We start from the raw sequence: 25,793 nt of genomic DNA, 5'->3' as shown, positions 1-25,793 counted from the left end.
GAGGAGTCCGGACGGTGTCGCCACGCAAGATGACCTCGCCGAGATTGATGCGGTCGGCCCGATCCGGCATTTAGAGTGCTGTGCGTGAGCAAAACAAGGTCAGCCCCGAACCGTGGTCGGTGGCTGGCCGTCATTGTCTCCGTCGCCGTCTCCGGTGCGGCGCTCTACGCCCAGAACGCGGCACCCCGCCACGCCGATCAGCCGGGCGCCGAGGCGTCGGCACACAGTTCGGAACTCGCTGCCGGGGCGGAGGGCGCGCCGCTGCTGCCCACCAACGCCGCGCAGGCCCCGACCGAGGCCGAACTGCTGGCGGTGAGCGCGCCGGTGGACACCCGGGTGCTGGAGTTCCCGCTGGCCGCCGGTGTCGCACCCGAGGGCGGGCTGCAGATCAAGACGATCTGGGTGGCCCGCGCCATCAGCATGATGTACCCGGAGATCACCACCATCGGCGGGTTCCGTCAGGACGCGCTCAAATGGCACCCCAACGGTCTGGCCATCGACGTGATGATCCCGACCCACAACAGCGACGAGGGCATCGCGCTCGGCAACCAGATCGCGGGCCTGGCGCTGGCCAACGCGCAGCGGTGGGGCGTCATCCACGTCATCTGGCGGCAGGGCTTCTACCCCGGTATCGGGGCGCCGAGCTGGACGGCCGATTACGGGTCCGAGACGCTGAACCACTTCGACCACGTGCACATCGCGACCGATGGGGGCGGTTACCCCACCGGCCGCGAGTCCTACTACCTGGGTTCGATGAAGCCCTAGACGGCGATCGACGGGACCGCGCACTGGCCTCCGACCGCGGGGTCGGCGCAGTCCGAGCCGTCGTCGAGCCGGGACAGCTCCTCCAGGATGGACGGGAAGTCCGGCGCCGCCGGCGGCCACAGCGGGAAGATGCTCGCTCCGGTGACACCGGTGATCCGGGCGACGATCTGGGCGATGAAATTCGTCGCCACATACCCGAGGTCGCCGATGAGCTGCACCGGCGCGACGGCCAGCGCGGCCACGAAGCTCACGACCGGGATATTCTGCGCGGCAACCGACTTCAACCCGTCGACGGCGTCGACGGTGAAATTGAACAGGAAGTACGGGATCGAGGTGAAGATGGTGCGCACCCCGAGCGCGACGTTGGTGACGGCGTCGGGATAGCCGTTTTTGGAGATGAGGTCCTGCAGCGCTTCGCGCAGCGCGTCGTCGTTGTTGATCGGGAACACGTTGTTGGTCAGCTCGGTCATCGACGTACCGTCCCCGGCCCGCGGGGTACCGCCGAACAACGTCACCACGGTGGGCGTCACATCGACGATCTCGTACTCCAGGTTGATCGCTCCGGAGCTGAAGCCGGGCCCGTTGACGATGACGAATGTCTCCGTCTCATTGGGTGATTGGAAGCCGTGCCCGAGGCCGACGCCCGACTGGTGGCCGTGGTCGGTGACCAGGATGATGGTCCACTCCTCGTTGTTGTCGGACTCCCACTGGTTCACCGCGGCGAGGAGCTCCCCGAGGTTGCGGTCGAAGTTGTTCAACGCCAGCTTGTACTCCTCGGACGCGCCGCCGTACATGTGGCCGTTCTCGTCGACACCGACGAAATAGCTGAAGACGAAGTTGGACACACTCGGGTCGGAGTTGGCGATGACAATCTCGGTCTGGTCGCCGACGGCGTCATCGGTCTCCAGCCATCGCGGGTCGTTGGCCAGCTGCGCGATGTAGCGGACATCGTCGGCCCCCAACTCCCCGCCGGCCGCCGCGATGGCCGCGATGACGTCCCAGTTGGCGATGGCGGTGGTCTGGATTCCGTCGTCGTGATCCTGTTCCAGCTGGTTGAACACCGTCGGCCACTTGTCGTAGGTCCACGGCGTGAACACGTTGTTGATCACGCCGGTCTTCTCACCCCACGCACCGGTCAGGATCGTCGACCAGGACGGGTTGGAGATGGTGGTGTGCCCGACGATGCTCGACGGTGCGGTCGAGCTGTTCTGGATCAGGTTGAAGAAGTTGACGTTGGCCGGATCGGCGAGCACCCGGCTGAGGTTGGTTCCGTCGACGCCGATCACCAGCACGTTCGGGGTGTCCACCGAACTGATGCCGATCTGTGGACCGCTGGTTGCGTTGCGGCGCTGGGTGTTGCGTTCCAGTTCGTCGCGCACCGCGGCCAGCGCAGCCAGCGCTGCGGGCGCCTCCACCGGCGGGGCGCCGGGCTCCGGGTTGACCTCCGGCGCCGCCTCCACCGTGAGGGTGACCAGCTTGAGGGTGGGTTCGGCGGCCCGCGGGTCGCCGGCTTCCAGCGCGCCGGTCTTGGCGGCGCGGGCGGTGGTTGCGCGCAGCGGGGAGCGACGATGAGTCCCGGGGCGGGCGGCGGCGTCGCTGACGCTGACCCGAACGCCGGTCAGGCCACCGGTCCCGTCGGTCTCCGAGGTGCCGGCGCCGGTGCGGCCGCCGTTCGCGGACCCGCCGGAGCTGGACGTTGCGTCCGGATCGGCGGAGTTCGAGGAGGAGCCGGACGTGCCGGTGTCGCTCCCGGAGCCCGTGCCACCGGACGGGCCGGACGATCCGGTGCTGCTCGAGCTCGACGAACTGCTCGACGAGGAGCCCTCCGACGAATCGGCGAACGCGGACGGCGCCGACGCCAGTGCGACACCCACCCCCAATGTCACCGCCAGGGCACCGACACGACCGATGTGCTTGGCGTAACCCATGGAGTTCCCTTTCGACGTCCGCGCACCGGATCGGCGCGGTTGCGATCTGACCGGATTCGGGGCGGCTGGAGGCATTGCTATCGTCACCTCATCGCCGCCTCACACTGCTCGCCGGATCTATACGGCAAATTACCGCTCGGACTCCGTCCGGTGGACACGAATGCACGACTTGGCCCGGGCCCGATCCGGGCAGTCGCGGCGGCCTTCGTATTGCTCGCTGTGCTGTCGGGCTGTTCGCAGGCCCCGAAGCCGGCGGCCACGTCCTCTACTCCGCCGGTCACAACGGCACCCGAAACCCCCACGGCCGCAAGCACTCCGCCACCCCCTACGGAACCGGTTCGGGCCCAGCCCGTGTTGGCTGACGATCCGGTGCGATTGGCCGAGGATCTGGTGACCGACGAGCAGACGCTGCGGAATCCGTCCTCACCTCCGCAGGTTGTCGAGACGGCGGCCCGCCGCCAGCAGGCGGCCTACCGGGCGATCGGGCGTCACCCGGAATGGGATGCACTCATCCGTCCCCGCATCCCGCCGGCGCTGTCGGAGGTCTACGACCTGAACATCGACGCCCGCCGGCACCTGGATGCGCTTCTCGTCGGCGAGGCCAAGGACACCCTGCCGGCCTGGCGGATCGAGGTACCTCGGCCGGCCGAGGAACTGCTCGGGTACTACCGCGAGGCCGAAGCCGCCTCCGGGGTCGGCTGGAACTATCTGGCCGCGGTCAACCTGATCGAGACCCGCCTGGGCAGCATCACGGGCACCAGCACCGCCGGCGCACAGGGGCCGATGCAATTCCTGCCGTCCACCTTCGCCGCCTACGGCGACGGCGGCGACATCCACGCGCCGCGTGACAGCATCATGGCTGCCGGACGGTATCTGGCCGCCAACGGATTTCGCAGCGATCCCGATCACGCGCTGTTCCGGTACAACAATTCCGACCACTATGTGCAGGCGGTCAACGACTACGCGGACATCCTGGCCCTCGATCCGGCCGCGTTCGCCGGCTACCACGAGTGGGAGGTGTACTACCGGACCACGGCCGGCGACGTGCTGCTGCCGATCGGGTACGCCGAGACCACTCCGATCCCGGTCACCGAATACCTGGCCACCCATCCGCAGTAGCCACTCGTAGCATATTGCTACACTCGGTAGCAGTCTGCTACAGGAGGATCGTCATGGCCAACACAGCCGACCGGGTGACCCGGGTTGCCGCCGACCTGATGGACAGCGCCGCAGCGGAGGGCGCCCGGCAGAGCCGGTCGGCCAAGCAGCAACTCGATCACTGGGCGCGGATCGGACGGGCGGTGTCCGGCCAGCACAGCGCGGCGCGGCGCAAGGTCGAGGCGGCACTGGCCGGCGGTGTGGAACTGCACGAACTGACCGCCGAGGAAGGTGTCGTCTTCAACGCCGAGATCGCGGCGGCCATCGAGGAGAGCCTGACCGACACCGATTACGGTGCGCTGCTGACGGCGCGCGGCATCACCACCGTGGCCCTCGACGAGTCCGGACAGATGGTGCAGCACCGGCCCGACGGCAGCTCCTCGGTGCTGCATCCCAGCAGGTGAACAGACTCGATCTGGTCGTCGGATGCAATGGCGCGGGTAAATCCACTTTCATCGAATTGACCTTGGCCCCACTGCTTCCCGGCAGTCCGGTGGTCAATGCCGACGAGATCGCCAGGCACCGCTGGCCCGGCGCCGCCGTCGAGCACGCCTATGAGGCGGCACGCATCGCCGCCGACACCCGAGCCAAGCTGATCGAACTCGGCGAGTCGTTCATCGCCGAGACGGTGTTCTCGCACCCTTCCAAACTCGATCTGATCGACGCGGCACAGACGACCGGTCACACGGTGGTGCTGCACGTGGTGCTGATCCCCGAGGAACTGGCCGTGGAACGGGTGCGACACCGCGTCCAGGCCGGTGGTCACCACGTGCCCGAGGACAAGATCCGGCAACGCTACCAACGACTTTGGCGCCTGGTCGCGATGGCGGCCGGCCGCGCCGACTCCACCACCTGCTACGACAACAGCGCCCGGCGCGGGCCGCGCATCGTGGCCCGGCTCAACGCCGGGTTCGCGTTGGGGTCACCGGACTGGCCGGACTGGACGCCGGATCCGCTGACCGACAGATGGCCCGCGCAGCAGCACTAGCCGGCGCCGTCGACCAGGTCGGCGAGGAACCCCGGCAGCCGGCCCGCACCGAAGTCGAAGAAGCGCGCCCAGACCGGTTCGATGACGATGCGCACCATCTGCTGATACGTCGCTTCGATGTTGCGCTCGAATTCCTCCAGTTCGTCGCCCGTCATGGAGCGGCGTGCCGAGGCCAGATATTCCTCGCTGACGCCGTCCACCGTGTCGAGGGTGGCCAGCCCCCGGATGAGCAGGGCCCTGGCTTCTTCCGGCGACTCGCCGGAGTCGATGGCGAGGGCGACCTGCGGACGCGACGCGAGCGCCCGGGCCTTTGGGGCGGTCGGCGCGGTGGAGACCACGATGTGCTCGCCCGTCCAGTGGAAGCCGACGGGGATGACGCGCGGGAATCCGTCATGGCCGTTGTAGGCCAACCGGGCCATGGCTCCGGAAAGCAGTTCCCGGGCACCGGGTTCGCCGAGTTCGCGGGCGAGATCCTGCTTGTCCATCGGCGATGTCTAGGCGGCGACCACCGGTCCGGCAGGGCCGGGACCCTGGGGCGTGGCAACCAGCAGCGGCGCACAGACGGCGCACGGCTGGGGCCCGAGGACGGGGTACCCGCATCCCGGGCAGGTTCCTACGGTGCGTTCGCTCAATGCCCCCGCGCTGAACATCTGTATTCCTTTCGCCGACGCACCGGTTTACCCGTTCCGACGGCGAATCATGCCAAGGTTTGCCAGCAAAAATCCAAGCATCCTTGTTTCCGGTGAGCAGACTCACACGGCCCGGGCACTGACCAGGATTTGGCTAGGCTCAGAGAGTGAGCCTGAACCCGGTGCGGACCTGATTGCCCGTATGTTCATCCTCATCCTCGGTACCGTCCTGGCGCTGGCGCACGTCTACGTATGGAAGCGGCTGGTCAAGGACACCACACGGCCTGGGCGCGGGCGCATCGTCCTGACCGCGGCCATGTCGGGCGCGGCCGCCCTGTTGGCGGTGACGCTGTTCGGGTCCCGGTTCACCGACGTCGCCGAGTCGGGCTGGTTCGCGTGGCCGGGCTACCTTTGGTTCGCGCTGCTCGGGTACCTGTTGCTCGCGTTGCTGATGCTGGAGCCGGTGCGCCTGGCGCTGCGCGGCTGGGTGAAGCGCGGTGCACCGGAGGCCGGGGCTGCTCCGGACCCGCCGGCCGCGGCCGTCAATCGGCGGGTGTTCCTGGCCCGCACCACCGCGGCGGCGGCGGGTGCCGCGTCGGTGGGGCTGGTCGGTTATGGCGCGGCCACCGCACTCGGGCCACCACAGGTGCTGCAGGTGCCGGTCCGCCTGCCCCGGCTGGATCCGGCGTTCAACGGGTTTCGGATCGCAGTGGTCTCCGACATCCACCTCGGCCCGCTGCTCGGGCGGCGGCACACCGAGCGGATCGTACGGATGATCAACGAGGCCGACGCGGATCTGGTGGCCATTGTCGGCGACCTGGTGGACGGCTCGGTCGAGAAGCTGGGTCACGCGGCAGAACCGCTGCAGGACTTGGTGTCCCGCGAAGGGTCGTTCTTCGTCACCGGCAACCACGAATACTTCGTCGAGGACACCGTGCCCTGGCTGCACGAGTTGGAGCGGCTCGGGGTGTCCCCGCTGCGCAACGAGAACACCCCGATCCGGCGAGGCGGGGCGACCTTCGATCTGGTCGGAGTCAACGACGTGGTCGGCGAACGACACGGTGACCCACCGGATTTCGACCGCGCACTGGCCGGGGTCGACCCGTCGCGCGCGACGGTCCTGCTGGCCCACCAACCGGTCCTGATCGACGAAGCGGCCGCCCGCGGCGTGGATCTGCAGCTGTCCGGACACACCCATGGCGGTCAGACCTGGCCCTTCCAGTACATCGTGGGTGCGGTGCAGCCCTCGCTGGCCGGGCTGTCCACGCATCAGGACACCCAGTTGTACGTGTCCCGCGGAGCCGGGTTCTGGGGCCCGCCGGTGCGGGTCGGCGCGCCGCCCGACATCTCGGTGCTGACGCTCAGCGCCGGCCGTCAGCACACCGGTCAAGCGCATCAAACCGCGGCGTTGCCCACATCTGAGGGTTAACCGTGATCGGCATCACTTCGCTTTTGGGCGCTTCTACATTGGCTACCGATCGGTAGCCAGGGTCGCGAAATCCGTTGGTTTGACTGAAGCCACGGTTTCGCCCCGGTAGAGCCCGATGCCCGACGACCGCTGAATATCAGTGGCATACGTCTCATCGAGGGACGTAACGGCGATTTGCCTTCGCCCGCGGACCCGGCGTTATGGTGCGATTCCGTGAGTAGGCAGAAGTTAACCATGGCCAGGCGCCGCGGGTCGGCAGTCCTGGCTGCGGTTGTCGTCCCCGCCGCCACGTTCCTCGTGACCGACGCGCACGCCGGTGCCAGCATCCCGGCCGCTGCCCCCGCGCCGCCGCCGTGCTGCATGGAGGTCGTGGCTCCGCCGGCGCCGATGGCTGCGCCACCGGCCCTGCACATCGTCAATCCCGAATTACCCGCCGGGGTGGCCCCGGAACGGGGGCTCCAAAAGAAGACCATCCTGACGGCGCGCGCCGTCAGCACCGAGTTCCCCGAGATTCTCACCATCGGCGGGGTCCGGAAGGACTCCATGCGCTGGCATCCCGACGGACTCGCCATCGACGTGATGATCGCGAATTATCGCTCCCCGAACGCCATCGCCCTCGGCGACCGCGTCGTCGCGTTCGTCCTGGAGAATGCCGCGCGGTTCGACCTCAACCACGTGCTCTGGCGGCAGACCTCCTACGGCCCGGGGCGCGCACCGCGTCCGATGAGCAGCCGCGGCGGGGACACCGCAAACCATTTCGACCACGTGCACATCGCGACCAATGGCGGCGGCTACCCCAGGGGCGGCGAGACCTACCTGCGCTGAGCGCCTCGGCCGGCCCGACGGTTACGAGTTCAACCGGGCGTGGCGGTGCACCAGGGGGTCGTCCAGCCGGAGCGAGCCCAGGTGGTCAGGTACCGTCGGCGCGGTCAGTTGCGGCGTATCTGTTGTCTGACCGGGCTCCTCCGACTGCTCGGCTCCGGGGGTTGACCGTTCCAGGAACCGGAGCAGTTCCACCGGGAACGGCAGCACCAGGGTGGAGTTTTTCTCCGCCGCGACCTCCACCACGGTCTCCAGCAGCCGCAGCTGCAGGGCCGCCGGATGCTCGGCCATGACCTCGGCCGCCTGGGCCAGTTTCTCGGACGCCTGCAGTTCGCCGTCGGCGGTGATGACCCGGGCCCGTCGCTCCCGCTCGGCCTCGGCCTGACGCGCGATGGAGCGCTTCATCGAATCCGGCAGCACCACGTCCTTGATCTCGACCCGGTCGATCTGTATCCCCCAGCCCAGCGCGGGGCTGTCGATCATCAGCTCCAGTCCCTGGTTGAGGTGTTCGCGGTTGGAAAGCAGGTCATCGAGATTGCTCTTACCGATGATCGAGCGCAGCGACGTCTGTGCCACCTGGCCGATCGCGGACCGGTAGTCCTGCACATCCACCGCCGCCCTTACCGGGTCGGATACGTTGAAATAGATGACGGCGTCCACCCGGACGGTGACGTTGTCGCGGGTGATGCCGTCCTGGGCCGGCACCGGCAGCGTGATGATCTGCATGTTCACCTTCTGCAGCCGATCGGCGACCGGGATGAGCATCGTCAGCCCCGGGCCCCGCACCTGTGGCTGCACCCGTCCGAACCGGAAGACGACGCCGCGTTCGAACTGCTTCACCACACGCACGTTCTGTCCGATCACGAGCGCAAGCAGACCGGCCGCCACGGCCAGCACCGACATGGTGATCATGGTGCCTCCCATCCGCTCGTCGCCGCGGATCGACGCGAGCTGTCTTCGCTCGCCGGTCGGACGGCCGTATCAGCGGCTGCGCGGAGCCGGTTGCACAGTCCAATTCTTCCACCGGCGCGCAGGGGGCTCAACAAGATTCGGGCCGGATACCGAATCAGTCCAGTCCGCGGGCGATGAGCGCCTCGTTGAAATCGTCGGCGGCCTTGAGTGCTCCGACGATGACGGGGACGAACACTATCCGCGGGGTGACACGCAGCCCGCGTGCCCGACGCGCCTCGTCCACCTGCCGGAAAATCTCCAGCAGCAGCGGGATCGACCTGATCGCCAGGGCCAGCGCGATGGCCACCTGGCGGACCGGGAAACCGAACCGCGCCAACGGCATCATCGCCCGGGTCGCTGCGTCGAGCATCTCGGTGGTCCGCGTCGTCAACGTCACCATCGCCGCCAGGGACACCGCGAGCAGCAGCACCCCGCACACCACCAGCGCGCGACGCCAGTCGGTCAGCACGATCTGCAGGACGAATATGAACCCGACCACCCACAGCACCTGACGCAGTTGCCGGACCAGCGCCCACACGTTCAGCCGCGCCGACAACGCACCCACCAGCACGATGCCGGCGGCAACGCCGAGCCGAACCGGTGAATCCACCCACACCGTCATCGCGATGATCAGCAGACCGAGCCCGAGCAGCTTGGCACCGGCCGGCGTGCGGTGCAGCCACGACGCGCCCGGGCGGTAGTCCCCGAGCACGGTCACGTCATCAACCGGCGGTATGCGGCCAGGGCGACGGACGGCACATCATCGGCGACCACCCGGCCGTCCTCGAGCACGATCACGCGGTCGACATCGTCGATCAACTCCAGATCATGGGTGACCACCACCAGCTGGGTGTCCAACGCAGCGAAAGCCCTCCGCAACATCCGGGCATTGCGCATGTCGAGCAGTGTCGTCGGTTCGTCGGCCACCACCACGGCCGGCTCGGTGACCAGTACCGTCGCCAACGCGAGCAACTGCTTCTGCCCGCCGGAGAGCAGATGCGCGGGCTGGTCTGCGTGCCCTGCCAGGCCGAACCGCTCCAGCACCTGAGCCACTTTCGTAGCGCGGGCCGCCCGGTCCAGGTTATGCCGGGACAGCGAGAGCTCGACGTCCTCGCCGACGGTCGGCATCAGGATCTGGCGGTCGGGATCGGTGAAGACGAACCCGACCCGCCGACGCACCTGCTTGGCCGAGCGCTTTGTATCGAGGCCGTGCACACGTACCGACCCGGTGTCGGGCAGCACCAATCCGTTGAACAGCCTTGCCAGCGTGGACTTTCCGCTGCCGTTGGCGCCGACGATGCCGACGCGGCGTTCGGTGATCGTCAATGAGATGTCGCGCAGTACGGGGCGGTCTCCGAAGGCGTGTGAGACCCCGTCGACGACGATGGCCGCAGGCGGGTCCTCAGTCATGGGCTCGGGCAGTCCGCCACGGGGTGATGAGGCCCGGTCGGGCCCGGTGGACCTGGGCGGCGACGAAACCGCACAGCACCGCCTTGGCAATATCGCCGGGGATGTAGATGCCGTTGGTGGACAGCGCGGCCCACCAGGACAGGTCAGTGCGCAGCATCAGGCCGGCGGTGCCGAACAGGTAGATGAGGACCATTCCGCCGACGATGTTGATGCCGATGCCCCACAGCACCCGGTAGCGCGGCATCATCAGCGCGGTCAGCAGCCCGATCACGATGACGGCAGGAAACCAGCCGACGAAGAAACCGGCGGTCGGTGAGGCCAACGCCACCAGCCCGGTGCGGCCACCGGCCAGAATCGGTAATCCCGCGATGGCCAGGATCGCGAACAGCGCGATCGCCAGCGCGCCCTTGCGGGGGCCGAGGATCGAACCGGCCAGCATCACACCGAGGGTTTGCAGCGTGATCGGTACCCCGCTGGGCCCGATGGTCAGGGTGCCGGGCAGCCCGAGCGCGGCCAGCAGGCCGGCGAACACCGCCGCCTGGGTCAGGTCGCGGGACTCGATGCGACCGAACCGGCCGGACTTGGAGGTCTGAGCACTCACCCGGGAATTATGGTCGACGCCCCGACGTGACGCGGACCTCCCCCGGCTGAGCCGCCCGGATCAAGCCGCTCTCCCCGCGCTGCGGACCTGCGCGCAGGCACGCTCGAAGCGCGCCCACTCCTCGCGGGTCGGTCGATCGCCGGCGCCACGTATCGCCTCCGAACTGACCTCCGGAGTCGGCAGTCCTTCGTCGACGAACAGTGCCGCCAGATTTGCGATGCGCCCGGCCGGGCTGTCCTCGTAGCTCTGGAAGACCCGCTTCTTCAGCCATGCATGGGCTTCGGTGACACCGGCATCCAGGTCGAGTGCAGGCGCGGTGATCTGCCGACCGCAGCGGCGAAGCTGCTCTTCGTAGCGGTCCTCCCAGAACTCGATCCGCCAACCGGGCCACAATTCGGGTAGCCAGCGCAACAGACCGGGGACCGGGTTGGTCATCCAAAGACCGAGGGTCTTATTGGGTACGTTGACGTAGACCCCGCTTTCGGGCACCCTCCCCAGTTGCAGCGAAGACGCCCCGGGGCCCGGCAGCATGTCCAGCAGCTGCGGCCCGTGCCATGCGGCGCTGCTGCCCCACCACAGCGGCCATGCCCGCACCCGGCCCGTCCTGTCGATGACGGTGACCAGGTGATGCAGGTGAGTGGTGTCCTCGGACAGGGTCAGTTCCGGTTCAGAAGCCATGTCGCGCAACAGAAGCGGCGCGCACACATAGGCGGCGATCTCGGCCGTCGCGCCGTAGGCCCAGGAGATCGAGTAGCCCGGCCACACGGTCTTGAGCACCTCGAACATGGCCCGTCGTTCGTTCATCGTCGTCATGAGCTCCTCGCCGAAGAACAGCAGTCGATGCTCGACGAGGTCGAGCAGCAGACCGCCGTCCGACCAGAGTTCGCAGGTCCAGAAGTCGCTGGTGTTCTGCGCCAGGATGTAACGCGTGGCCATCTCCGGCCCCGCCAGCAAGGCGTCGAGCATCCGGCAGCCCGCCCAATGCGAGTACCTCAGCTGCCAGCCGTCGTGATCCACCAACACGATGTTGGCCCGATTTCCCATGGTGCCCCCTACGGATAGGCGCCGCCGAGGTGGCGGTGCTCTGTTATCCCGGAGTATTCGCCTGCCCTCCGACAACCTCGATCGGGAGCCGCCGCGCGATAGTTTGACAACCTAACCACAAATATTCATGCTGTTCATTTATGGACCTGGACCGGCCCGTGGCCACGCATCCTGAGGAACTCTCCGACCTCGATCTCTTCGACACCTGGCGCCTCGCAGAACCCTTGGCCGACCACTTCGACCCATTCCTGTTCCACCATCGGATGGCGGCCTACCGGCTGCTGATCGACGTCACCAACCGCCACGAACTGTTCGGCGCCGACAATCGCGGAAACCCGCTGTGGGGGCTGATGTTCCAGCACCAGTGGCAGTTCCGGACCGGACGGCTCGGCGCCGACTCGCATCACACCGGCCGGATCGACCCCGACGCCCCCTGGGGTTACGGCAACTACACCCTGTGTGTCATCCCCTGGTTGGGCGCCGTCGAGGCGGGCATCGTCGAGCCCCTGGCGCTGGCGGGGCCGCCACGACCCTCCCGGTTCGCCTATCCGACAGGCGATTTCGCCGAACTCGTGCTACCAGCCGGATTCCACCGCGGGGTTGCCGACTGGAAGGACTTTTTCTCCCTGGTGCAGTCGGCCCGCCCGGGCGACGACGCCGAACCGCTACGCATGGCGTTGTGGAAGGCCCACAAGACCTGCTTGGACCTCGTTGCCGCGCATCTGTACCACATCGACCCGGAACCATACTCGGACACCGAACTTCGGTTCCTGCGGGGCTGGTGCCGGATGGTCGACTATCTGTGGGTAGCGGCCTGGCCCACCGATTTCGACTTCATGTGTGCACAAGGCCTCGATGTTCTCCCGGAACGGCTGCTGCTCGGGCCGGCCGACTTCTCGACGGGATCGGACCTGCCCCCGGAGATGCGTCGAACGCTGCGGGGCATCATCGAACTCGGCGAAAGCCCCTCCTGGCGTTACCAATTGAACCTCACCCTCTGGAAGCGGGTCATGCGGACCAGGGCCGCCCGCGAGGACGTGGTGGACCTGCTCGCCGCGGTGTTCGACCCGCAACGCACCAGCCGCCTCAAGGTCGTCGAACTCCTGGCCTACCTGTTGCGACCGTGACGGAGGCGCCCCGAAGACCACCCGGCCGGCCGCAGGGTTCCCACATCGACGCCCAGCAGCGCCGCGAGGAACTGCTCGACGCGGCCGAACGGAGCCTGCGCTCGCGCGGGCCCGAACTGTCGCTGGTCGACGTCGCCCGGGAATCGGGTCTGACCCGATCGGCGCTGTACGGCGCGTTTCCGGACAAGGAGGCCCTCGTCGCGGCGCTCGCACACCGCCAGGCCCAGCGCATCATCACCGAGGTGTCGGGCATCGTGGTGTCCACGGCCGATCCGCGCGAGCAGACGCGCGCCGCGGTGGACTGCTTCTGCGCCTGGGTGGAGGCCGAGCCGGCCATCTCGGCCGCCCTGGGCGCCAGTTTGAGCTCAGCAGCGGTGTTCGACGAACTGGCCGGCTGGCTCGAAGGGATCCTCACCGTCGCCTTCGATCAGCTCGACGGCAACCGCAGAGCCGCCGGCCCCTGGGCGCGCGCCCTGCTCGGGGCGATGTCCGCGTCGGTGTTCTGGTGGCAGCGCGACCGGACCGTCGAACGTGACGAACTCGTCGAGCACCTCACTGCGCTGATCTGGTCAGGATTCGTGGGGGCCGGGGGTCAGCGTCTCAGGACGCTCGGGACGCCGGGCCCCAGCTGAGCCCTGCGCTATTCCGCGTCGCGGAAGTACGGTTCGACCGTTCCATTGAGCTTGACGACCATCGGATTTCCGTAGCGATCCTTGGAGGTCGGGACCTCCACCCGCACCCAACCCTCGGCAACGTCGTACTCGTGCACATTGGTCTTCTCGGCGCCGTTGAAGCGGATACCCACGCCGCGAATAAGCGCCTCTTCGCTATAGAAGTCGCTGCGCGGATCGATGGAGAGGTGATTCGGGGGAACGTCGGTGTTCTGATCCTGGGACATGATGGCTTCCGTCGAGTGCTGCGTGGTTCTTGGATGTGATCGCTGAAAATCTACGCGACCCTGTACTCGGTGACCAAAGCGCCGACTTAGGTGGTCGTTGGTGTCGAGCCGACCGGCATAAACGAGCTGAGCACAATTTCGGGAAACAACTCGTCGACCAGCTCGTACCAGGTCCAGGCAGCCGCCCATCATCTACCACGACGACCGTCAGGTCAGCATGCACTATGTGCAGCGCCGCATCATGTCTCACACGTGCATCTACAGGCGGGCGGTGACGGCAGATCCGTGTCGAGGCGTTCGGCAGCGAACTCGGGATGCGAGACCGTGATTTCTACCGGAGTAGCGGTGAACAACTGGTGCGCGAACGATGCCGCGCCCGTGTCGTCGGTGAGCCCTTCGACGACCACGTCGCCCTGGCGCACCTGAACCAACGCACCCTCCACCGGGCCAGGTCGCGGCGGGCCGACGGGAGGGGGTGCCGCGACCACATCAACCTTGAATCGACCGAAGTCCCACGGCTCGATCCGCACCGACAGCGTGCGCACCGGGCCGCGATACACTCGCAGTTCCGGATCGCCGAGCAGGTTGAGGGTGAACATCTGCCAACGCTCGTATCCGGCGAGAAATCCCGTGCCCGACACCGAAACGCGAGAGTCGTTGCACGTTCCCAGATGTCGGGTCGACACCAGGCGATGGAAGAAGGCTCGCTGGAAGTCGTCGCCGACGCTGATCCACGAGAACCGGGTGTTGCCGACGTAGGCGACGGCGCCTCCGTTCGGGTTCTTCAACAATTCTTCCGAGAACGCGTCCCCGAAGCGCATGTCCAGCTCGTTGGTCAGACAGGAGTCCGCGTAGCCGATGAAGTGCGCGGTGTTGGTCAGCGACTTGGCCATCGCGACCGTGGCCGCACAGCAACCGTTTCCGCTTCCGTGACCGGACAGCGAGACGAAGTGCGGCCCGGAGTCCAGCGCGGCCCGCATGGAGGCGGTGGTCAGGTAGTCGGCAGGTGCCGCGAGGCGCTGGAAGAAGGTGAGGTCGAGCAGGTCTTCGTAGAGCCGCTGGAACCGGTTGATGCCCGGCAACTCATTACCCAGCTGGATGCGCAGCCGCTCCTGATCGGCGAGCGAACCGTCCTGAGCCCTCGGGTCCATCTCGAATGACGCCGGCGTTCGTTCCGGTGTCGGGCCGTGCACCACAACCCATTCGCTCGGAAGCGGAAAGAAGAACGTGCTGCCGAACAGCGGGACAGTCATCCCCGATCGACGGTGATCGGTCGCCGAGCGCGCGTAGTACCACCCCCGGACCGCAGGATCGGTGTCGAACTTGAACGGCATCTCGCGCCGATTCGTGTCGCTGATATGCGCTACGAGGTCCAAGTCGAACGACCCGATCGTCGCACGGCGCAGCACAGCGGCCGAGCGTCCGACATCGTGTATGTACTGCCCCGCGCTTGGCGTCGCGCCGCCAGTCTGCCGGAACCATTCCCCACCCCAGTCCGACGCCGCCAGCAGAGCTCGGCGTGGCCAGTTTGCGAGTGTCGACGACCAGACGCCGCCGGACAGCCCCTCGTACCGGAGCACCTTGTCCACGAAGGTCTGGGCGTCGGTGTCGGTGTCCACCGGGGCACGGCCGACGCTGAGGTCAACTCGGGCGATGACGCCGTCGAGATCGGTGCCATCTTCCCGGAACTGGCCGTATATGCCGTTGCCGATGGCATCCCAGTCATGCTCCGGCCGGAGTACGTACGGCAGGTCGAACGAGAACGGGGACACCCGGCGGGTGCGAATCACCCAGGAATCGAGACTGGCGTAATAAAGGTCGGTCGGCAACTGGTTCCACGCGTACAGGAACTGCAGCCGCGTATTCACCAGTGCGCCAGGGCCGTTCACGCAGACGAACTCGGTAGCGACGGCGGATCGCGTCGCATAGGTCGACGACGTCGTGAAGAACCAGCCGGGCGACGTCGCCGAGGACGTACCCGCCGCGTCGTACGGGATCAGCGCACCGGTGTCGGGTCGCACAAGCAGGTTGTCGACACTGGCGGCCCACCACGTCCCCGGGTTCACGACGTGCATGTGCAACTGCGTCCCCGTCCAGAAGGACCGGTTGGCATCTGGCGGATTCTCCGTTCCGGGGCCGACGTGGCCCTCCATCGCGCCTGCCACGCGACGGATTGGCACGATCGTCGTGTCACCGCCGAGCAACAGCCATTGGACACCCCAGCGACTCCGGGCGATCTTGAGGAACTTGCGTATCACCTCCTGCAGATCCCGCGCGCCCGTTCGGACATCGCCGTACCGACCCGCAACAATGTCGGTGATGGTCACGAGCCTCGCGGAGATGCCGCGACTCCGCTTCGCCTGGGCCAATCTTTCGAACTGCGCGATGAGGCCCGGCCGGGCGGTGGTCGGCGTGATAGTGACGGGATCCCAGCAGTGATCGTCGGTGACGATCAGGTACTCGCAATGCAGGCGCACGACGAGGCCGTCGGGTTGCCGTCGGTCGATCAGACGCGGGTTGAGCACATCGCCAAGGGCGACGTCACGCAACCGTTCTGCCTCCGCCTTGCCGGTCAACAGCAGTGCCGGACGCACGATAACCCGCTCGGGGTTGATGTCTCGGCCCAGTACCTCACGGAAATGGGCAACGGCCTCATCATGGTTCCCGAGCGGTGGTTCAGCGGCGTATCGCACCTCTAACTTCGCCTCCGTACACAGCGACAGTTCGCCGACGGACCCCATGCGGACCGGTGCGATTTCGACGACCGCAACGTTGAGGTCGCCGATGCTCTCGATGGACACGGCCCGGGCCAACGGCGGCGGATCAGTCACGTGCGCTTCGTAGGCTTCCGGATCAGGTGCCACCACCTCGGGCGCGGGAAAGGGGTCCGGCCCATCGATGTCCGATGGTCGGTGCTGCTCACGGCGACAAGGGCAGTCCGCGGCACAGTGTGCGCGGTCGTGCCCGTCGTGTTCCGGTGTGTCCGCCTCGACGCCACCGAATGGGGCGCCACCGGTATCGGGGTGGGCCTCGACCGTTCTGGTCCCGTAGGCCAGTCGTGGCCGCTGGGCCGGTGCAACCATCGCGCCCCCGTCGACGACCGTCGCCCACTTCTCACCGGAAACCTCTAGACTGTGCGGCCAATAGCCCACCGGGACAGCGACTTTGACGTGGCGCAGCGGCAATGCCGGCACACCTGGCGTACCCGAGCCCTCCGTTCCGTCCAAGCGCACGATTCGACCGAACGGTGTCAGTGTGGTCGACAGATCATCGCGGTCGAAATGCAAGCTGACGGTGACGTGCCTGCCAGCCGCTCCCTGTCCGTGGTCTTCACAACGCATCATGACGAGCCCCCCGGTAGCCGTTGTTGTGCACCGAGCCTAGGAAGCTCACGGTCCCGCAGACATGAGTAGCGCGCTACTCGATTACCGCGACGCGTCCCGACTTCGTCGCGCCTCGCCGGTCTCGGCGTCGATGAGGAACGTCCACTCCGGCGGCGTCCCGAGGGTCCGGTCGGCTGGCCGCCGGTGACCGTGGGCGTTCACACGTCGCGTCACCGCGCGGGAGTCGCTTGGCTCGAGTACAGCGTGCGCACCGGAGCCGTCGCCGATCTGTTGGGACACTCCTCGGTCGCGCAACCGGCGAGGTCCACGGCACACTTCCGGTGCCACCGCACGGTCGCCGGTCGATGGGCCGACCGATCAGATCGGCAACGCCGTGTGATCGCGCCGTGGCTGTGCGGGTTGCTTTGCATACACCCGGGTATGAAAAAGCGGCTCCAGATCTCTGGAACCGCTTTCCACCTGCAAGAACTTGGTCGGGCTGACAGGATTTGAACCTGCGACCACTTGACCCCCAGGGAAGCAGCGGATGTGAAGGGGCGTCTTCATTGTGCTGGTTTATGCTGGTCAACTGCTTTCCGCGTCTCACCTATTCACGTCTGTCCGGTCTGTCTACGCATGTCTTGGGACACTGGCGGGACAACGGGCAGCGAATCGTCTTGATAGAACCGGCCGAGCCTGTCGCCTTCAACTTCTCTCTGTAACGATTCCACCAACCGGGCTGCGGTAATCAACTGATGTGTTTGCCAGGACCCGCACGAGGCGCGCGCGGACGGTTGCCGCTGCCATCGCTGGGTTATGAGCCGGCCGGTTGCGGTCTTGCCATTGCAGCCACGTCGCTGACGTGCTGTTGGGCTGCGATTCAGCGTCTCCGGTGTCGCGCCGTGTCGAAGCAGTCGCCCCTGTTGCGCAGGCTTCCGTTCACATCGATCGCGTCGCCCCTCCTTTGACCGCTGAACCCCCAGGGAGTCAGGTGATGCGAACGGTTGTCTCCGTGGTCTTGATCCAAGCTGGTCAGGGTCGTGTGTCAACGGAAACTGAATACTGATCAGTTGTCGGCATGACACGCTCTGGGTCTGCCGGAGGCTCGGGCTATTGGATTTCGACCAGGGGTTGGTCGCTCCGTTGTGCATCGTAGAACGTGGCTTCGAAGTCGGCCGGCGGAACGTCGCCGAGATAGCTGTGAATCGGCTGGTGTTGTGCCAGTACACCCACCCGAGGGTGGCCAGCTTAACGTCTTCGACGGTTTTCCACGGCCCGCTACGGGCGGGTCCGTAGATCAGTTCGGCTTTGTAGTAGCCCTTGACCGTCTGGGCCAGTGCGTTGTCGAAGCTGTCGCCGATCGACCCGATTGACGGCACCGCGCCGATCTCGGCAAGACGCTCACCATAGCGAACCGACGTGAATTGCGATCCCGCATCGGAGTGACACGTCAAGCCTGGCAACGTATTTCCACGCGACCAACGGGCCATCTCCAACGCGTCCAGCACCATGGACGTGTGCATGTGAGCGTCCACCCGCCAGCCCACGATCATCCGGGAGTGCGCGTCGACGATGAAGCAGACGTAGGCCACGCCCGCCCATGTCGGCACGAACGTCAGATCGTAACCCAGAGCTGGTTTGGCGCGGTCGCGGCGAACTTGCGCTTCACCAGATCGGGGTGCCGCGCAGCGCTGGCGTCCGGCTTCGTGGTCTTGAACCTTTTTGCCGCGCCGTGCCCCTTCGATGCCAGCGTGCCGCATCAGCCGGGCAACGTGGTCGCGGCCGACGTCGTGGCCTGCCCGACGCGCAGCTCTCCACAGCTTGCGCACCCCGTAGACGCGGTAGTTGTCCTCCCAGAGCTGACGCAACGCTGGTCCCAGCACGGCGTCTCGGCAGGCCCGAGCCGAGGGCGGGCGGGTCTTGGTGTGGTAGTAGGTGCTCGGGGCCACCGACACCCCTGCGCTGCGCAGGACGGTGATGATGGGCTCGACCCCGAACTCGGCCCGGTGGGCGTCGATTAACGCGACTATTTCTTGTGTTGGCGGTCGAGCTCCGCCCCGAAAAAACTGGCCGCTCTTCTCAGAATTTCACGGGCCCGCTTGAGTTCTCGGTTCTCCTGCTCAAGCGCCTTGATCCTGGCCGACTCCGCGGTCGTCACCCCAGGCGAATACCCGTCATCGATATCAGCCTGACGCACCCACGAGCGCACCGACTCCACCCGGTAACCCAACTGGCGAGCCACCCGCGACACCGTGCCCTGCTCGGTGCCAAACTCGGCGCGCAACGCCCTCACCATCCGCACCGCAGCGGCCTTCTCGTCCGGGCTGTACCGGTGGCTGGTCGGCTTCTTCCCCGACGACGATTCCGTGGGCATACCTGCATCCTCGTTTCCAAGGTCAGGAGCCTCCGGAATTTCCAGAGCGTGTCAAATTGCCGCGTCGGCGGTCTCCTGCAGTTATAGCAGCAGCCAACGCGCACTGGGTCCGTCAACTTAATTTTTTCGCAACACAATTAGGTTGCGAAACTGCCTACCCGCGCAGTCAGTCTTCGGTCCGTCGAGGCTAGGAAGGGCAAGCAAAGCGTAACCCCACATGCACGTCGAAGACGCCCGGCGGTGAACATGGCTAAGCTCTCGACGTAACCCGGCTCACACGGAGGCATTCAGGCGCCGCGCAACCTCGTTCAACGTCCGGTCGGCACCCCATGCCGAGGCGGCGATCCAGGCAAGCTCGCGCTTGGTCTCACGGTCGACGTCGCTGCCCTTATAGCCAAGATCGTGCTGTGGCTCCGCCCAGGCATGCATGAATAGCGTCCGTACCTGAAACTCGAAGGTGTTCGGCATATCTTCCTCGGCATTCCATCCTGACGGCTTCAGGTGCTCGGGGATGACGAAGACGAAATGCTCTGATTCGTAGCCAAACTCTTCGGGACCAGTGGGTTCCTTGACAACATGCTCAACCGCCCCGAAGCGACCGACGAGTTGCTCGCGGACTATCGGCAGGTCGTCGCGGAAGAAGGTGATGACACGCCCCGCGATCTGGTCCTCCAGCTCCACCAAGGGCGCTGAGTACTTCAGTCGAGGTTCAGGCGCCGTTTCGCACGGTTTGGCTTCGGGCGTCTCAAGCTTGAGAGCCTTTTCGATGAACGACTTAAGAGCCTTGACTCGGAAGGTGATCCGATCGACATGCTTGACTTCTACCAACGCGTCCTGGGTGCTGGCTTCGAGCGTGCTCGACAGCTCACGCAACAAGGGTCTGCGCCGCATATATGCGGTCGACAATTCGTCTCTATCCACGTCTTCTGACCTGCTCCCGCGTTATGTCGCCCTCTGCTTTGAGTCGTCGCCTTCCGTCCACTTCGGACACCTCGACGCCGCTCCCTGCACCAATTTCAACAAAGGGGGCCGACACGACGACACCGTTGGCCAAAGTGAAGCGACGAAACTGGATCAACGAATCAAAAGTGTTCCGCTCGAGCTGGAAGATTGCTGTCCGAGCTTCCGGAGCAAAACCTGTGGTGAAGGCCTCACGCGCGACGGGTCCAAGACCCCGTGCTACTTCTTCGAGTGAGAGCCGCTGTTGGCCTCCGAGTCGAATTGCTGCGATCGCCGCCCCAAGTTCCTCCTGTGCGCGCTCGTCACCACTAGTCCGTTCGTAAGCCATACGAACCGCGCGGGCCAACATCTGGGTGCCTTCCCGACTGTTCACCTGGAGCTTGGCCTTGAGGAACTTGACGATCCAGAGGTCTGCAGCGGAGCGTTCGACCTCCGTCGCCTGGAAGTCAAGGACTCGGGCGGTGAGCATCTCCGCCGCAGTGTTCTTGCCTTCGAGCAAAGCCACTTTGCGTAAGCTCGACTCACGAATGAAAGCTTCCACGACATCGAGTCGGGTCTCACTTCCGGTGCCCGACAAGTTGAATACCTCTTGCTGCGGGAATGTCCAGATGACGAATCGCCGTTTGGTCGCAGACGACGATGCATGCACCGTCACCATCAACAGTGATGGCTTCGAGCGGTTGTCCATCGAGTCCGAGAGCCGTCGGGCCAACGACTGGACGACCTCGGCGTTGTCCTCGTCGGAGAATGCAACTGCCACCGCGACGTCCCGGATGGGGTGCGACCGAGCCGCGTCGTTGGTGTCTACTTCGAATGTGACGGCGGGCGCGGACTCCACGCGTGACCGGTCGAAGGTCGAGTCGAGCGCTGCCGCGAGCTCGTCGGAACGCGCAATCGCACCACCAGCGAAGGGTGTCGCCTGCCTGGGGTGCACGTGGAATGCATAGGCAGAAAGTAGCGCGCCGGCGGGCAATGTTCCCCCTCGTTCCGCTCCTGAAGTGCCCGTCGATACTTTCAGTTGCGCCGCAGTTTCGTAGAGGATCGCCGAGAAGCGTTTGTCGATTGTGACCGCGGCGCGCTCAGTCAGCAATCTTTGATGCGGCGTAAGCGGCTCACTGTCACGGCTCGATCTGCCTCACGAGACCACGGGGAGCTGTCATGGGTACATTGAGTTCAGGCGTGGCCGCCATGCCTCAACCGGGTGAATCATGACCCATTCCTCTGATGCATTGACGACTTTGCGGCCGTCGACGTCCATAAGGCCAAAGTTCGGGTTAGGCTCTGGCGAACAGACGCGGCCCCAGCACTGCGAGACCGACACCAGCTTCCGCCGCAACGCATCGGAAGATGGCATCCGTTTCAGAGTTCTTGCGCCACAGCCGAATTAGTAGCTTTGCCGACCGCGCGCGACCCAGATGATCCGATGCGAACCGTTCTCGCGCGAACGACAGTCGAGCTCCCGCTATCGATAGACTGGCTGGGCGTCGACCTTGAGCCACTGTCCAGACCTGGCAACGCTGAGAAGCGAGGGATGTGCTGCTGTCGGTTCCAGTGGTGCGGGCGGCCCCACTTCCCGCTGCGCTACGGACGGTCGTGAGTTGCGGATTTCGATCAGAGCGGTGAGCTCGGTTCCGATTGAGGGCATGCCGACGGTAGAGACATCCTGCAACCAGCCGGAGCGGGCGAGTTGCTCCGCAGCGCGAAGGACTGTTCGTCGGCGTGATGCCGGAAGCTTGGCAATCTCAACGTCGAGCGTATCGAGTAGCTTCAGTAGTACTTCGCCAGATGCAATGCTCCACAGCGCGATCGCCCATTCAGCGCGGCCGAGGTCGGCATCGCTGCAGTCGAGTTGCTGGTGCCACCAACTCTCGTCGTTCGCGTGGGCGCGGGCCTGCGCAAGGAGCGCGGATGGGTGGCCCGTGGCCCCGAACGCCGTTGCACCGAGGGTCTTCACGTATCCGGTTCGCAGGGGCGATGCCGCGCCGATGATCGCGATCTCAGAGGCCAGCCAGCATCGTCCGGCGTGCTTGTGCAAAGCCGTCGCGGTGTTCGCCCACGGGAAGGTGCTGCCCTTTTGTCCAGTCTTGAATGTTCGCTCTTTGGCGATTGGCGCGTATGCGGAGCGCGCCTTTGTGAGCTGATTGACCGCTTCGCGGCGCCGTCGATTCGCCCTCTCGTCGCTATCCACGAAGCCGGTTCTGGAGCTGGTGAAGAAGTCCGAGGGTGACAGCGCGGCAGCGACCTGCGCTGGCATAGAGCGGATGGAGGTGACCCGCGGGCATTCTCCGGCGAGTACCGATTTGAGTAGGGCTGCTTCGAGCCGGCTCCCGGGAGATGGCGCCAACCCCGTGTTTAGGAAGAGTTCGGCCGCGCCATCGGATACGTCGAGGTCGTCCAGATCTGCGACCATTCCCGCGGCAGCTTCGCATTCCGCGCCACAACTGAGCCAGGCGTTCTGCTGCGGCGTGCCGATCGCCTGGGCAAGTTTCTGGTACCACCAAGTCGCGAATGAGCTGCGCTGGTTGAGCAGTACCCTTAGCGCACGTACACGCTGAGTGTTCGCCGGATCAGATGGGTTGTTACTGATCAGCGATGTGAGCCGCCTCCACGTGGGATCGAGGCCATCCTCGTCGGGCAGCGCTGGCAGTTCGGGCAGGGCGACGATGTCGCGACGATCAAGCGCCGATAGCAGTAGGGGCAGCCCGAAATCGGAGCAGAGCGCGGCGAGGACCTTACGGGCCTCGCGAGGGCGGCGCTGGAATACACCGTCGGTGAGCAGTGTCCAAGCGGCGAGGTGGGACGCCACGGACGAAGCGCGTGAAAGCTCCTCTTCTATGCCGGCGGCGAGGATGTAGATCCCCTGCCCCTTCGCGTTGCCGCCATAGAACCTGGCTGTGTTGAGCCAGTACGGTCGGCGCAGTAACTCGCGAAGCACAACAGTGCTATCGAAAGCGGGGTTATCCTCACCCGCGTTGCGGTACAGGAACCTCGCGGCAAAATACTCCCGCAGCGACAGGACCTCAAACTCGTAGGTTCCGTCGATCTTGCTGGTGAGTGTCCATAGGCGGTCGCTGGCACCTTCGAATAGTTCATCAACGATCGTTTCGCGGTTGCCGTAGGTGCGCTGGAAGTGGCGCATCGCCTCCTTGAGTTCAGCCACGCTCATGCGACCGTTGATCTGCGACTCCTCGGTATGGGCGTGCAGGTACCAGCCGAGGAACGGGATGATCTCGATCAGTTCTTCTTTGTGGGTTCGAACAGCCTTGGGGTCCTTATTGGCCTCACGCGCAAGGAGAAGGTCGACATACTTGTCGTAGAGGTCGGTGCGCTGGGTGGGGGTGGCGGCGCCTTGCTCGTGGAGCAGGTCAAGCAGGATCGTCAGCTGCATGGGGTTGCCGGCGAGCTCGTTGATATATGGTTCGCGGCTCTTATCTTTGAAGCTCTTTCGCAACGTCCGGCCGTCTCTCCCTCTAATTCCGCGTACACCGCACCACTTTCGGAGATAGTCGTCGCGCTGCTCGCTGGTCAATTGGTTGAGGACTACGACGTCGAAGAGGTCCGCCGATGGCTCGGACAGCTCGCCGCCGCTGGGACGAGTGGTGACGACAACTTTCGGCGGATCAGCGTAAGCCTTGCCGCGGCCGACGAACTTGTCGATGGCTTTGACGACCTTGCTGCGGGTGGTGGGGCTGCCGACCTCGTCGAGTCCGTCGAGCACGACCAGGCTGGGCACACGGTCAAAGAGGGACTGTACATCCTTCGCAGTGACCTCGATTCCACCACTTTCGTGGGTCAGCAGGTCAGCGAGAAAGCACTCAACTGTCGCCCGATCTCCTCGTCGAGGCACGTCCGAACAGCGGCGTTTCGTGTCGTCGGCGTGGTCCCAGACGTCAACTCCGCGCAGCCATAACGCGTAGTCACTCAGGTCGAGCCGGACCGGGAATCGTGGCTTGTCGAGCTTCGGCAACGAATTGGGTCGCTCGGCTGCGGGCATGAATGAACTTCGCAGCGCCTGGCACACGTACTGGCTGAGCGTCGACTTGCCCTGTCCGGGGGCGCCACGCACCAGCGTGAATGGGGCCGCCGTCCGCAGCAGGTAATCGGCCGCGCCGCCGAGAGCGTACGAAGCTCGCCCGTGTTCGCCACCCGCAGAGTGGACACGATCAGCTGTGACATCGACAAAGAGATCCACCATCTTCTCCCGGTCGACATCGGATTGGCTGAACTTGACTCGCTCGTCGTCGGTCCACTGGGCCGCTGCGACCTTCCGGATTAGATCTCGAATACCCTTGTCCTTGGCGGCGCCAACGTGCTCAGCGATGAGGTATCGCACAAGGTCCCAGCCGGCCAACATGTCGGCGAACGCCCATTTCGTCTCGCTGGGGGCGTTGGTGACCCACCCGTCCAGCGCCTCTCGCCAGATGCAGGTGATCTGTTCGTATCCGAACTCTTCCTCGTACGCTCTGAACTTCCGGTCTAACTGGTCGAAGATTCCCGATTCCGGCTTGCCCGTGCTGGCGACGTTGGTGACCAACGCGTAGTGTCGAACTCCTTGCCGCTGGAGGCGGCGTAGGCTTTCCGTCTCATCTCGTACAACTCCGTCGAGCCAAGCAACCGGGTTCTTTTCCCTTCCACTGACCGACCACTTGACCTGATAGATGAGCAGCTTCCCAGCCTCGACGCGCAGACCGTCACGTCCCCCATCGGTCTGGCGCAGAGCCATCGGGGTGTAGTCAGGGAATTGGCGCGCAAGCAGTGCGTTGACTAATTGTTGGAAGTCGTGGTCGCCGAGACGCTCGTAGAGATACCGATGTCGACTCTCCGGCACTGGCAGTCTCCTTTGTTTCACCCGACCGCCTCGCGGTCCCGGTCGGGAACAACCCATGCTGACACGTCCATTCAATCGGGACTCGCCGACACGATCACGCAAGCTCGCCGTCTTAACGCCAAGCGACTGTAACGAGCCTGTTCGGGTCGCTATGGATACCCGGGGCCGCGGACTAGTCCGCAATGGTCTCAGCGGTCACTCGCTTGATTTGACGGTTTAGACGTTGTGCGGGCTGCTGGCATTTAGTCAGCCTTATGTACGAGCCCAGAAATGCGGGCCCGGTAGTGACCGATTCCGACGTGGCGGTGGTGGGAGAATCGCCACGGTCCTTGGAGCTGTCCGTATTGCAGCCTCAGCCTGGGACAGGAAATGGGCTCTCAGAATGAGTGTTCGGTGGAAGACCTAGTTGACGACCAACCAGAGTTGTTTGAGACAGACACGGGCCTAACCCACTGAGGGCGTCGGACGCTGCCTTTCAGGCGGAGGCTTTGAAACCACGGTTTTCATTTGGGAACTCCTCGCAGGCTCAATAAGACGGGCTGGCTGGCAAAGTTAACA

General features: G+C 65.4%; 22 protein-coding genes and 1 other annotated feature. Of the genes, 8 read left to right on the top strand and 14 right to left on the bottom strand.

Translation table 11 applies throughout. The features are described from left to right. Positions 1 to 84: 84 nt before the first annotated feature. Entirely contained in the window at positions 85 to 765 is a 681-nt protein-coding gene (locus tag V4U86_RS11480; RefSeq protein ID WP_395311321.1) for a glycoside hydrolase, read from the top strand. On the opposite strand, the gene V4U86_RS11475 is transcribed toward V4U86_RS11480, so the two are convergent. Next, the gene (locus V4U86_RS11475) at positions 762 to 2,693 is read right to left on the bottom strand and encodes an alkaline phosphatase family protein (protein WP_395311320.1); all 1,932 of its coding nucleotides are present in this window, start codon (positions 2,691 to 2,693) and stop codon (positions 762 to 764) included. The genes V4U86_RS11480 and V4U86_RS11475 overlap by 4 nt on opposite strands. Before the next feature lie 150 nt (positions 2,694 to 2,843). Between V4U86_RS11475 and V4U86_RS11470 the strand changes: the two genes are divergently transcribed. From V4U86_RS11470 to V4U86_RS11460, 3 genes are read left to right on the top strand one after another with little or no spacing between them, the layout of a single operon-like run. Continuing rightward, on the top strand, positions 2,844 to 3,812 hold the full coding sequence (locus V4U86_RS11470; RefSeq protein ID WP_395311319.1) for a lytic transglycosylase domain-containing protein: 969 nt from the start codon (positions 2,844 to 2,846) through the stop codon (positions 3,810 to 3,812). 53 nt (positions 3,813 to 3,865) lie between these two features. Beyond that, positions 3,866 to 4,255: a TA system antitoxin ParD family protein gene (locus V4U86_RS11465; RefSeq protein WP_395311318.1), complete on the top strand. Its 390-nt coding sequence runs from the start codon at positions 3,866 to 3,868 to the stop codon at positions 4,253 to 4,255. Continuing rightward, positions 4,252 to 4,839: a zeta toxin family protein gene (locus V4U86_RS11460; RefSeq protein WP_395311317.1), complete on the top strand. Its 588-nt coding sequence runs from the start codon at positions 4,252 to 4,254 to the stop codon at positions 4,837 to 4,839. The genes V4U86_RS11465 and V4U86_RS11460 overlap by 4 nt, the downstream gene beginning before the upstream one ends. Here V4U86_RS11460 and V4U86_RS11455 read toward each other — a convergent pair. Then, positions 4,836 to 5,324 carry a pyridoxamine 5'-phosphate oxidase family protein gene (locus tag V4U86_RS11455; protein WP_395311316.1) on the bottom strand — a complete coding sequence of 163 codons (489 nt, stop codon included), beginning with the start codon at positions 5,322 to 5,324 and terminating at the stop codon, positions 4,836 to 4,838. The two genes, V4U86_RS11460 and V4U86_RS11455, sit on opposite strands and share 4 nt — an antisense overlap. A gap of 346 nt (positions 5,325 to 5,670) precedes the next feature. Here V4U86_RS11455 and V4U86_RS11450 point away from each other — a divergent pair, with 346 nt between their 5' ends. Both V4U86_RS11450 and V4U86_RS11445 read left to right on the top strand, forming a co-directional pair. Next, the gene (locus tag V4U86_RS11450) at positions 5,671 to 6,897 is read left to right on the top strand and encodes a metallophosphoesterase (RefSeq protein WP_395311315.1); all 1,227 of its coding nucleotides are present in this window, start codon (positions 5,671 to 5,673) and stop codon (positions 6,895 to 6,897) included. A gap of 234 nt (positions 6,898 to 7,131) precedes the next feature. After that, positions 7,132 to 7,722 (top strand): hypothetical protein, encoded by a 591-nt coding sequence (locus tag V4U86_RS11445; protein ID WP_395311314.1) that lies wholly within the window; start codon positions 7,132 to 7,134, stop codon positions 7,720 to 7,722. Between the two features lie 21 nt (positions 7,723 to 7,743). Here V4U86_RS11445 and V4U86_RS11440 read toward each other — a convergent pair whose 3' ends face one another. From V4U86_RS11440 to V4U86_RS11420, 5 genes are all read right to left on the bottom strand, one after another. Then, positions 7,744 to 8,631 carry an SPFH domain-containing protein gene (locus V4U86_RS11440; RefSeq protein ID WP_395311313.1) on the bottom strand — a complete coding sequence of 296 codons (888 nt, stop codon included), beginning with the start codon at positions 8,629 to 8,631 and terminating at the stop codon, positions 7,744 to 7,746. 154 nt (positions 8,632 to 8,785) lie between these two features. Further along, a complete protein-coding gene (locus V4U86_RS11435; RefSeq protein WP_395311312.1) occupies positions 8,786 to 9,388 on the bottom strand; it encodes an energy-coupling factor transporter transmembrane component T family protein in 603 nt (200 codons plus the stop codon). After that, positions 9,385 to 10,080, bottom strand: a complete 696-nt coding sequence (locus tag V4U86_RS11430) for an energy-coupling factor ABC transporter ATP-binding protein (protein ID WP_395311311.1) — start codon at positions 10,078 to 10,080, stop codon at positions 9,385 to 9,387. The genes V4U86_RS11435 and V4U86_RS11430 overlap by 4 nt, the downstream gene beginning before the upstream one ends. Continuing rightward, complete coding sequence (locus V4U86_RS11425; protein WP_395311310.1) at positions 10,073 to 10,681, bottom strand: biotin transporter BioY; 609 nt, start codon at positions 10,679 to 10,681, stop codon at positions 10,073 to 10,075. Before V4U86_RS11425 ends, V4U86_RS11430 begins: the two co-directional genes overlap by 8 nt. A gap of 60 nt (positions 10,682 to 10,741) precedes the next feature. Continuing rightward, complete coding sequence (locus V4U86_RS11420) at positions 10,742 to 11,725, bottom strand: hypothetical protein (protein ID WP_395311309.1); 984 nt, start codon at positions 11,723 to 11,725, stop codon at positions 10,742 to 10,744. A 158-nt stretch (positions 11,726 to 11,883) separates the two neighbouring features. Here V4U86_RS11420 and V4U86_RS11415 point away from each other — a divergent pair, with 158 nt between their 5' ends. Both V4U86_RS11415 and V4U86_RS11410 read left to right on the top strand, forming a co-directional pair. Continuing rightward, a complete protein-coding gene (locus V4U86_RS11415; RefSeq protein ID WP_395311308.1) occupies positions 11,884 to 12,852 on the top strand; it encodes a Leg1-related protein in 969 nt (322 codons plus the stop codon). Beyond that, entirely contained in the window at positions 12,849 to 13,484 is a 636-nt protein-coding gene (locus V4U86_RS11410; protein WP_395311307.1) for a TetR/AcrR family transcriptional regulator, read from the top strand. The genes V4U86_RS11415 and V4U86_RS11410 overlap by 4 nt, the downstream gene beginning before the upstream one ends. A gap of 8 nt (positions 13,485 to 13,492) precedes the next feature. Here V4U86_RS11410 and V4U86_RS11405 read toward each other — a convergent pair whose 3' ends face one another. The 7 genes from V4U86_RS11405 to V4U86_RS11375 form a co-directional block, all read right to left on the bottom strand. After that, positions 13,493 to 13,750: a DUF3297 family protein gene (locus V4U86_RS11405; RefSeq protein WP_395311306.1), complete on the bottom strand. Its 258-nt coding sequence runs from the start codon at positions 13,748 to 13,750 to the stop codon at positions 13,493 to 13,495. 239 nt (positions 13,751 to 13,989) lie between these two features. After that, on the bottom strand, positions 13,990 to 17,037 hold the full coding sequence (locus V4U86_RS11400; RefSeq protein ID WP_395311305.1) for a C25 family cysteine peptidase: 3,048 nt from the start codon (positions 17,035 to 17,037) through the stop codon (positions 13,990 to 13,992). A 647-nt stretch (positions 17,038 to 17,684) separates the two neighbouring features. Next, complete coding sequence (locus V4U86_RS11395) at positions 17,685 to 19,091, bottom strand: IS3 family transposase (protein WP_395312010.1); 1,407 nt, start codon at positions 19,089 to 19,091, stop codon at positions 17,685 to 17,687. After that, positions 19,014 to 19,145: a sequence feature (AL1L pseudoknot), on the bottom strand. It overlaps the preceding gene by 78 nt. Next, positions 19,100 to 19,447, bottom strand: coding sequence for a transposase (locus V4U86_RS11390; RefSeq protein WP_395311304.1), 348 nt, complete (start codon positions 19,445 to 19,447; stop codon positions 19,100 to 19,102). It overlaps the preceding feature by 46 nt. Before the next feature lie 273 nt (positions 19,448 to 19,720). After that, positions 19,721 to 20,368, bottom strand: a complete 648-nt coding sequence (locus V4U86_RS11385; RefSeq protein WP_395311303.1) for a GTP pyrophosphokinase — start codon at positions 20,366 to 20,368, stop codon at positions 19,721 to 19,723. Then, on the bottom strand, positions 20,361 to 21,497 hold the full coding sequence (locus V4U86_RS11380) for a hypothetical protein (RefSeq protein ID WP_395311302.1): 1,137 nt from the start codon (positions 21,495 to 21,497) through the stop codon (positions 20,361 to 20,363). Before V4U86_RS11380 ends, V4U86_RS11385 begins: the two co-directional genes overlap by 8 nt. Positions 21,498 to 21,869: 372 nt before the next feature. Further along, positions 21,870 to 25,235 (bottom strand): NACHT domain-containing protein, encoded by a 3,366-nt coding sequence (locus V4U86_RS11375; RefSeq protein ID WP_395311301.1) that lies wholly within the window; start codon positions 25,233 to 25,235, stop codon positions 21,870 to 21,872. Positions 25,236 to 25,793 lie beyond the last annotated feature (558 nt).

It is taken from the genome of Mycobacterium sp. AMU20-3851 (assembly GCF_043974665.1).
In the GTDB taxonomy this organism is placed as follows: Bacteria; Actinomycetota; Actinomycetes; order Mycobacteriales; family Mycobacteriaceae; genus Mycobacterium.
This window is presented reverse-complemented; position numbering and strand designations above follow the sequence as displayed.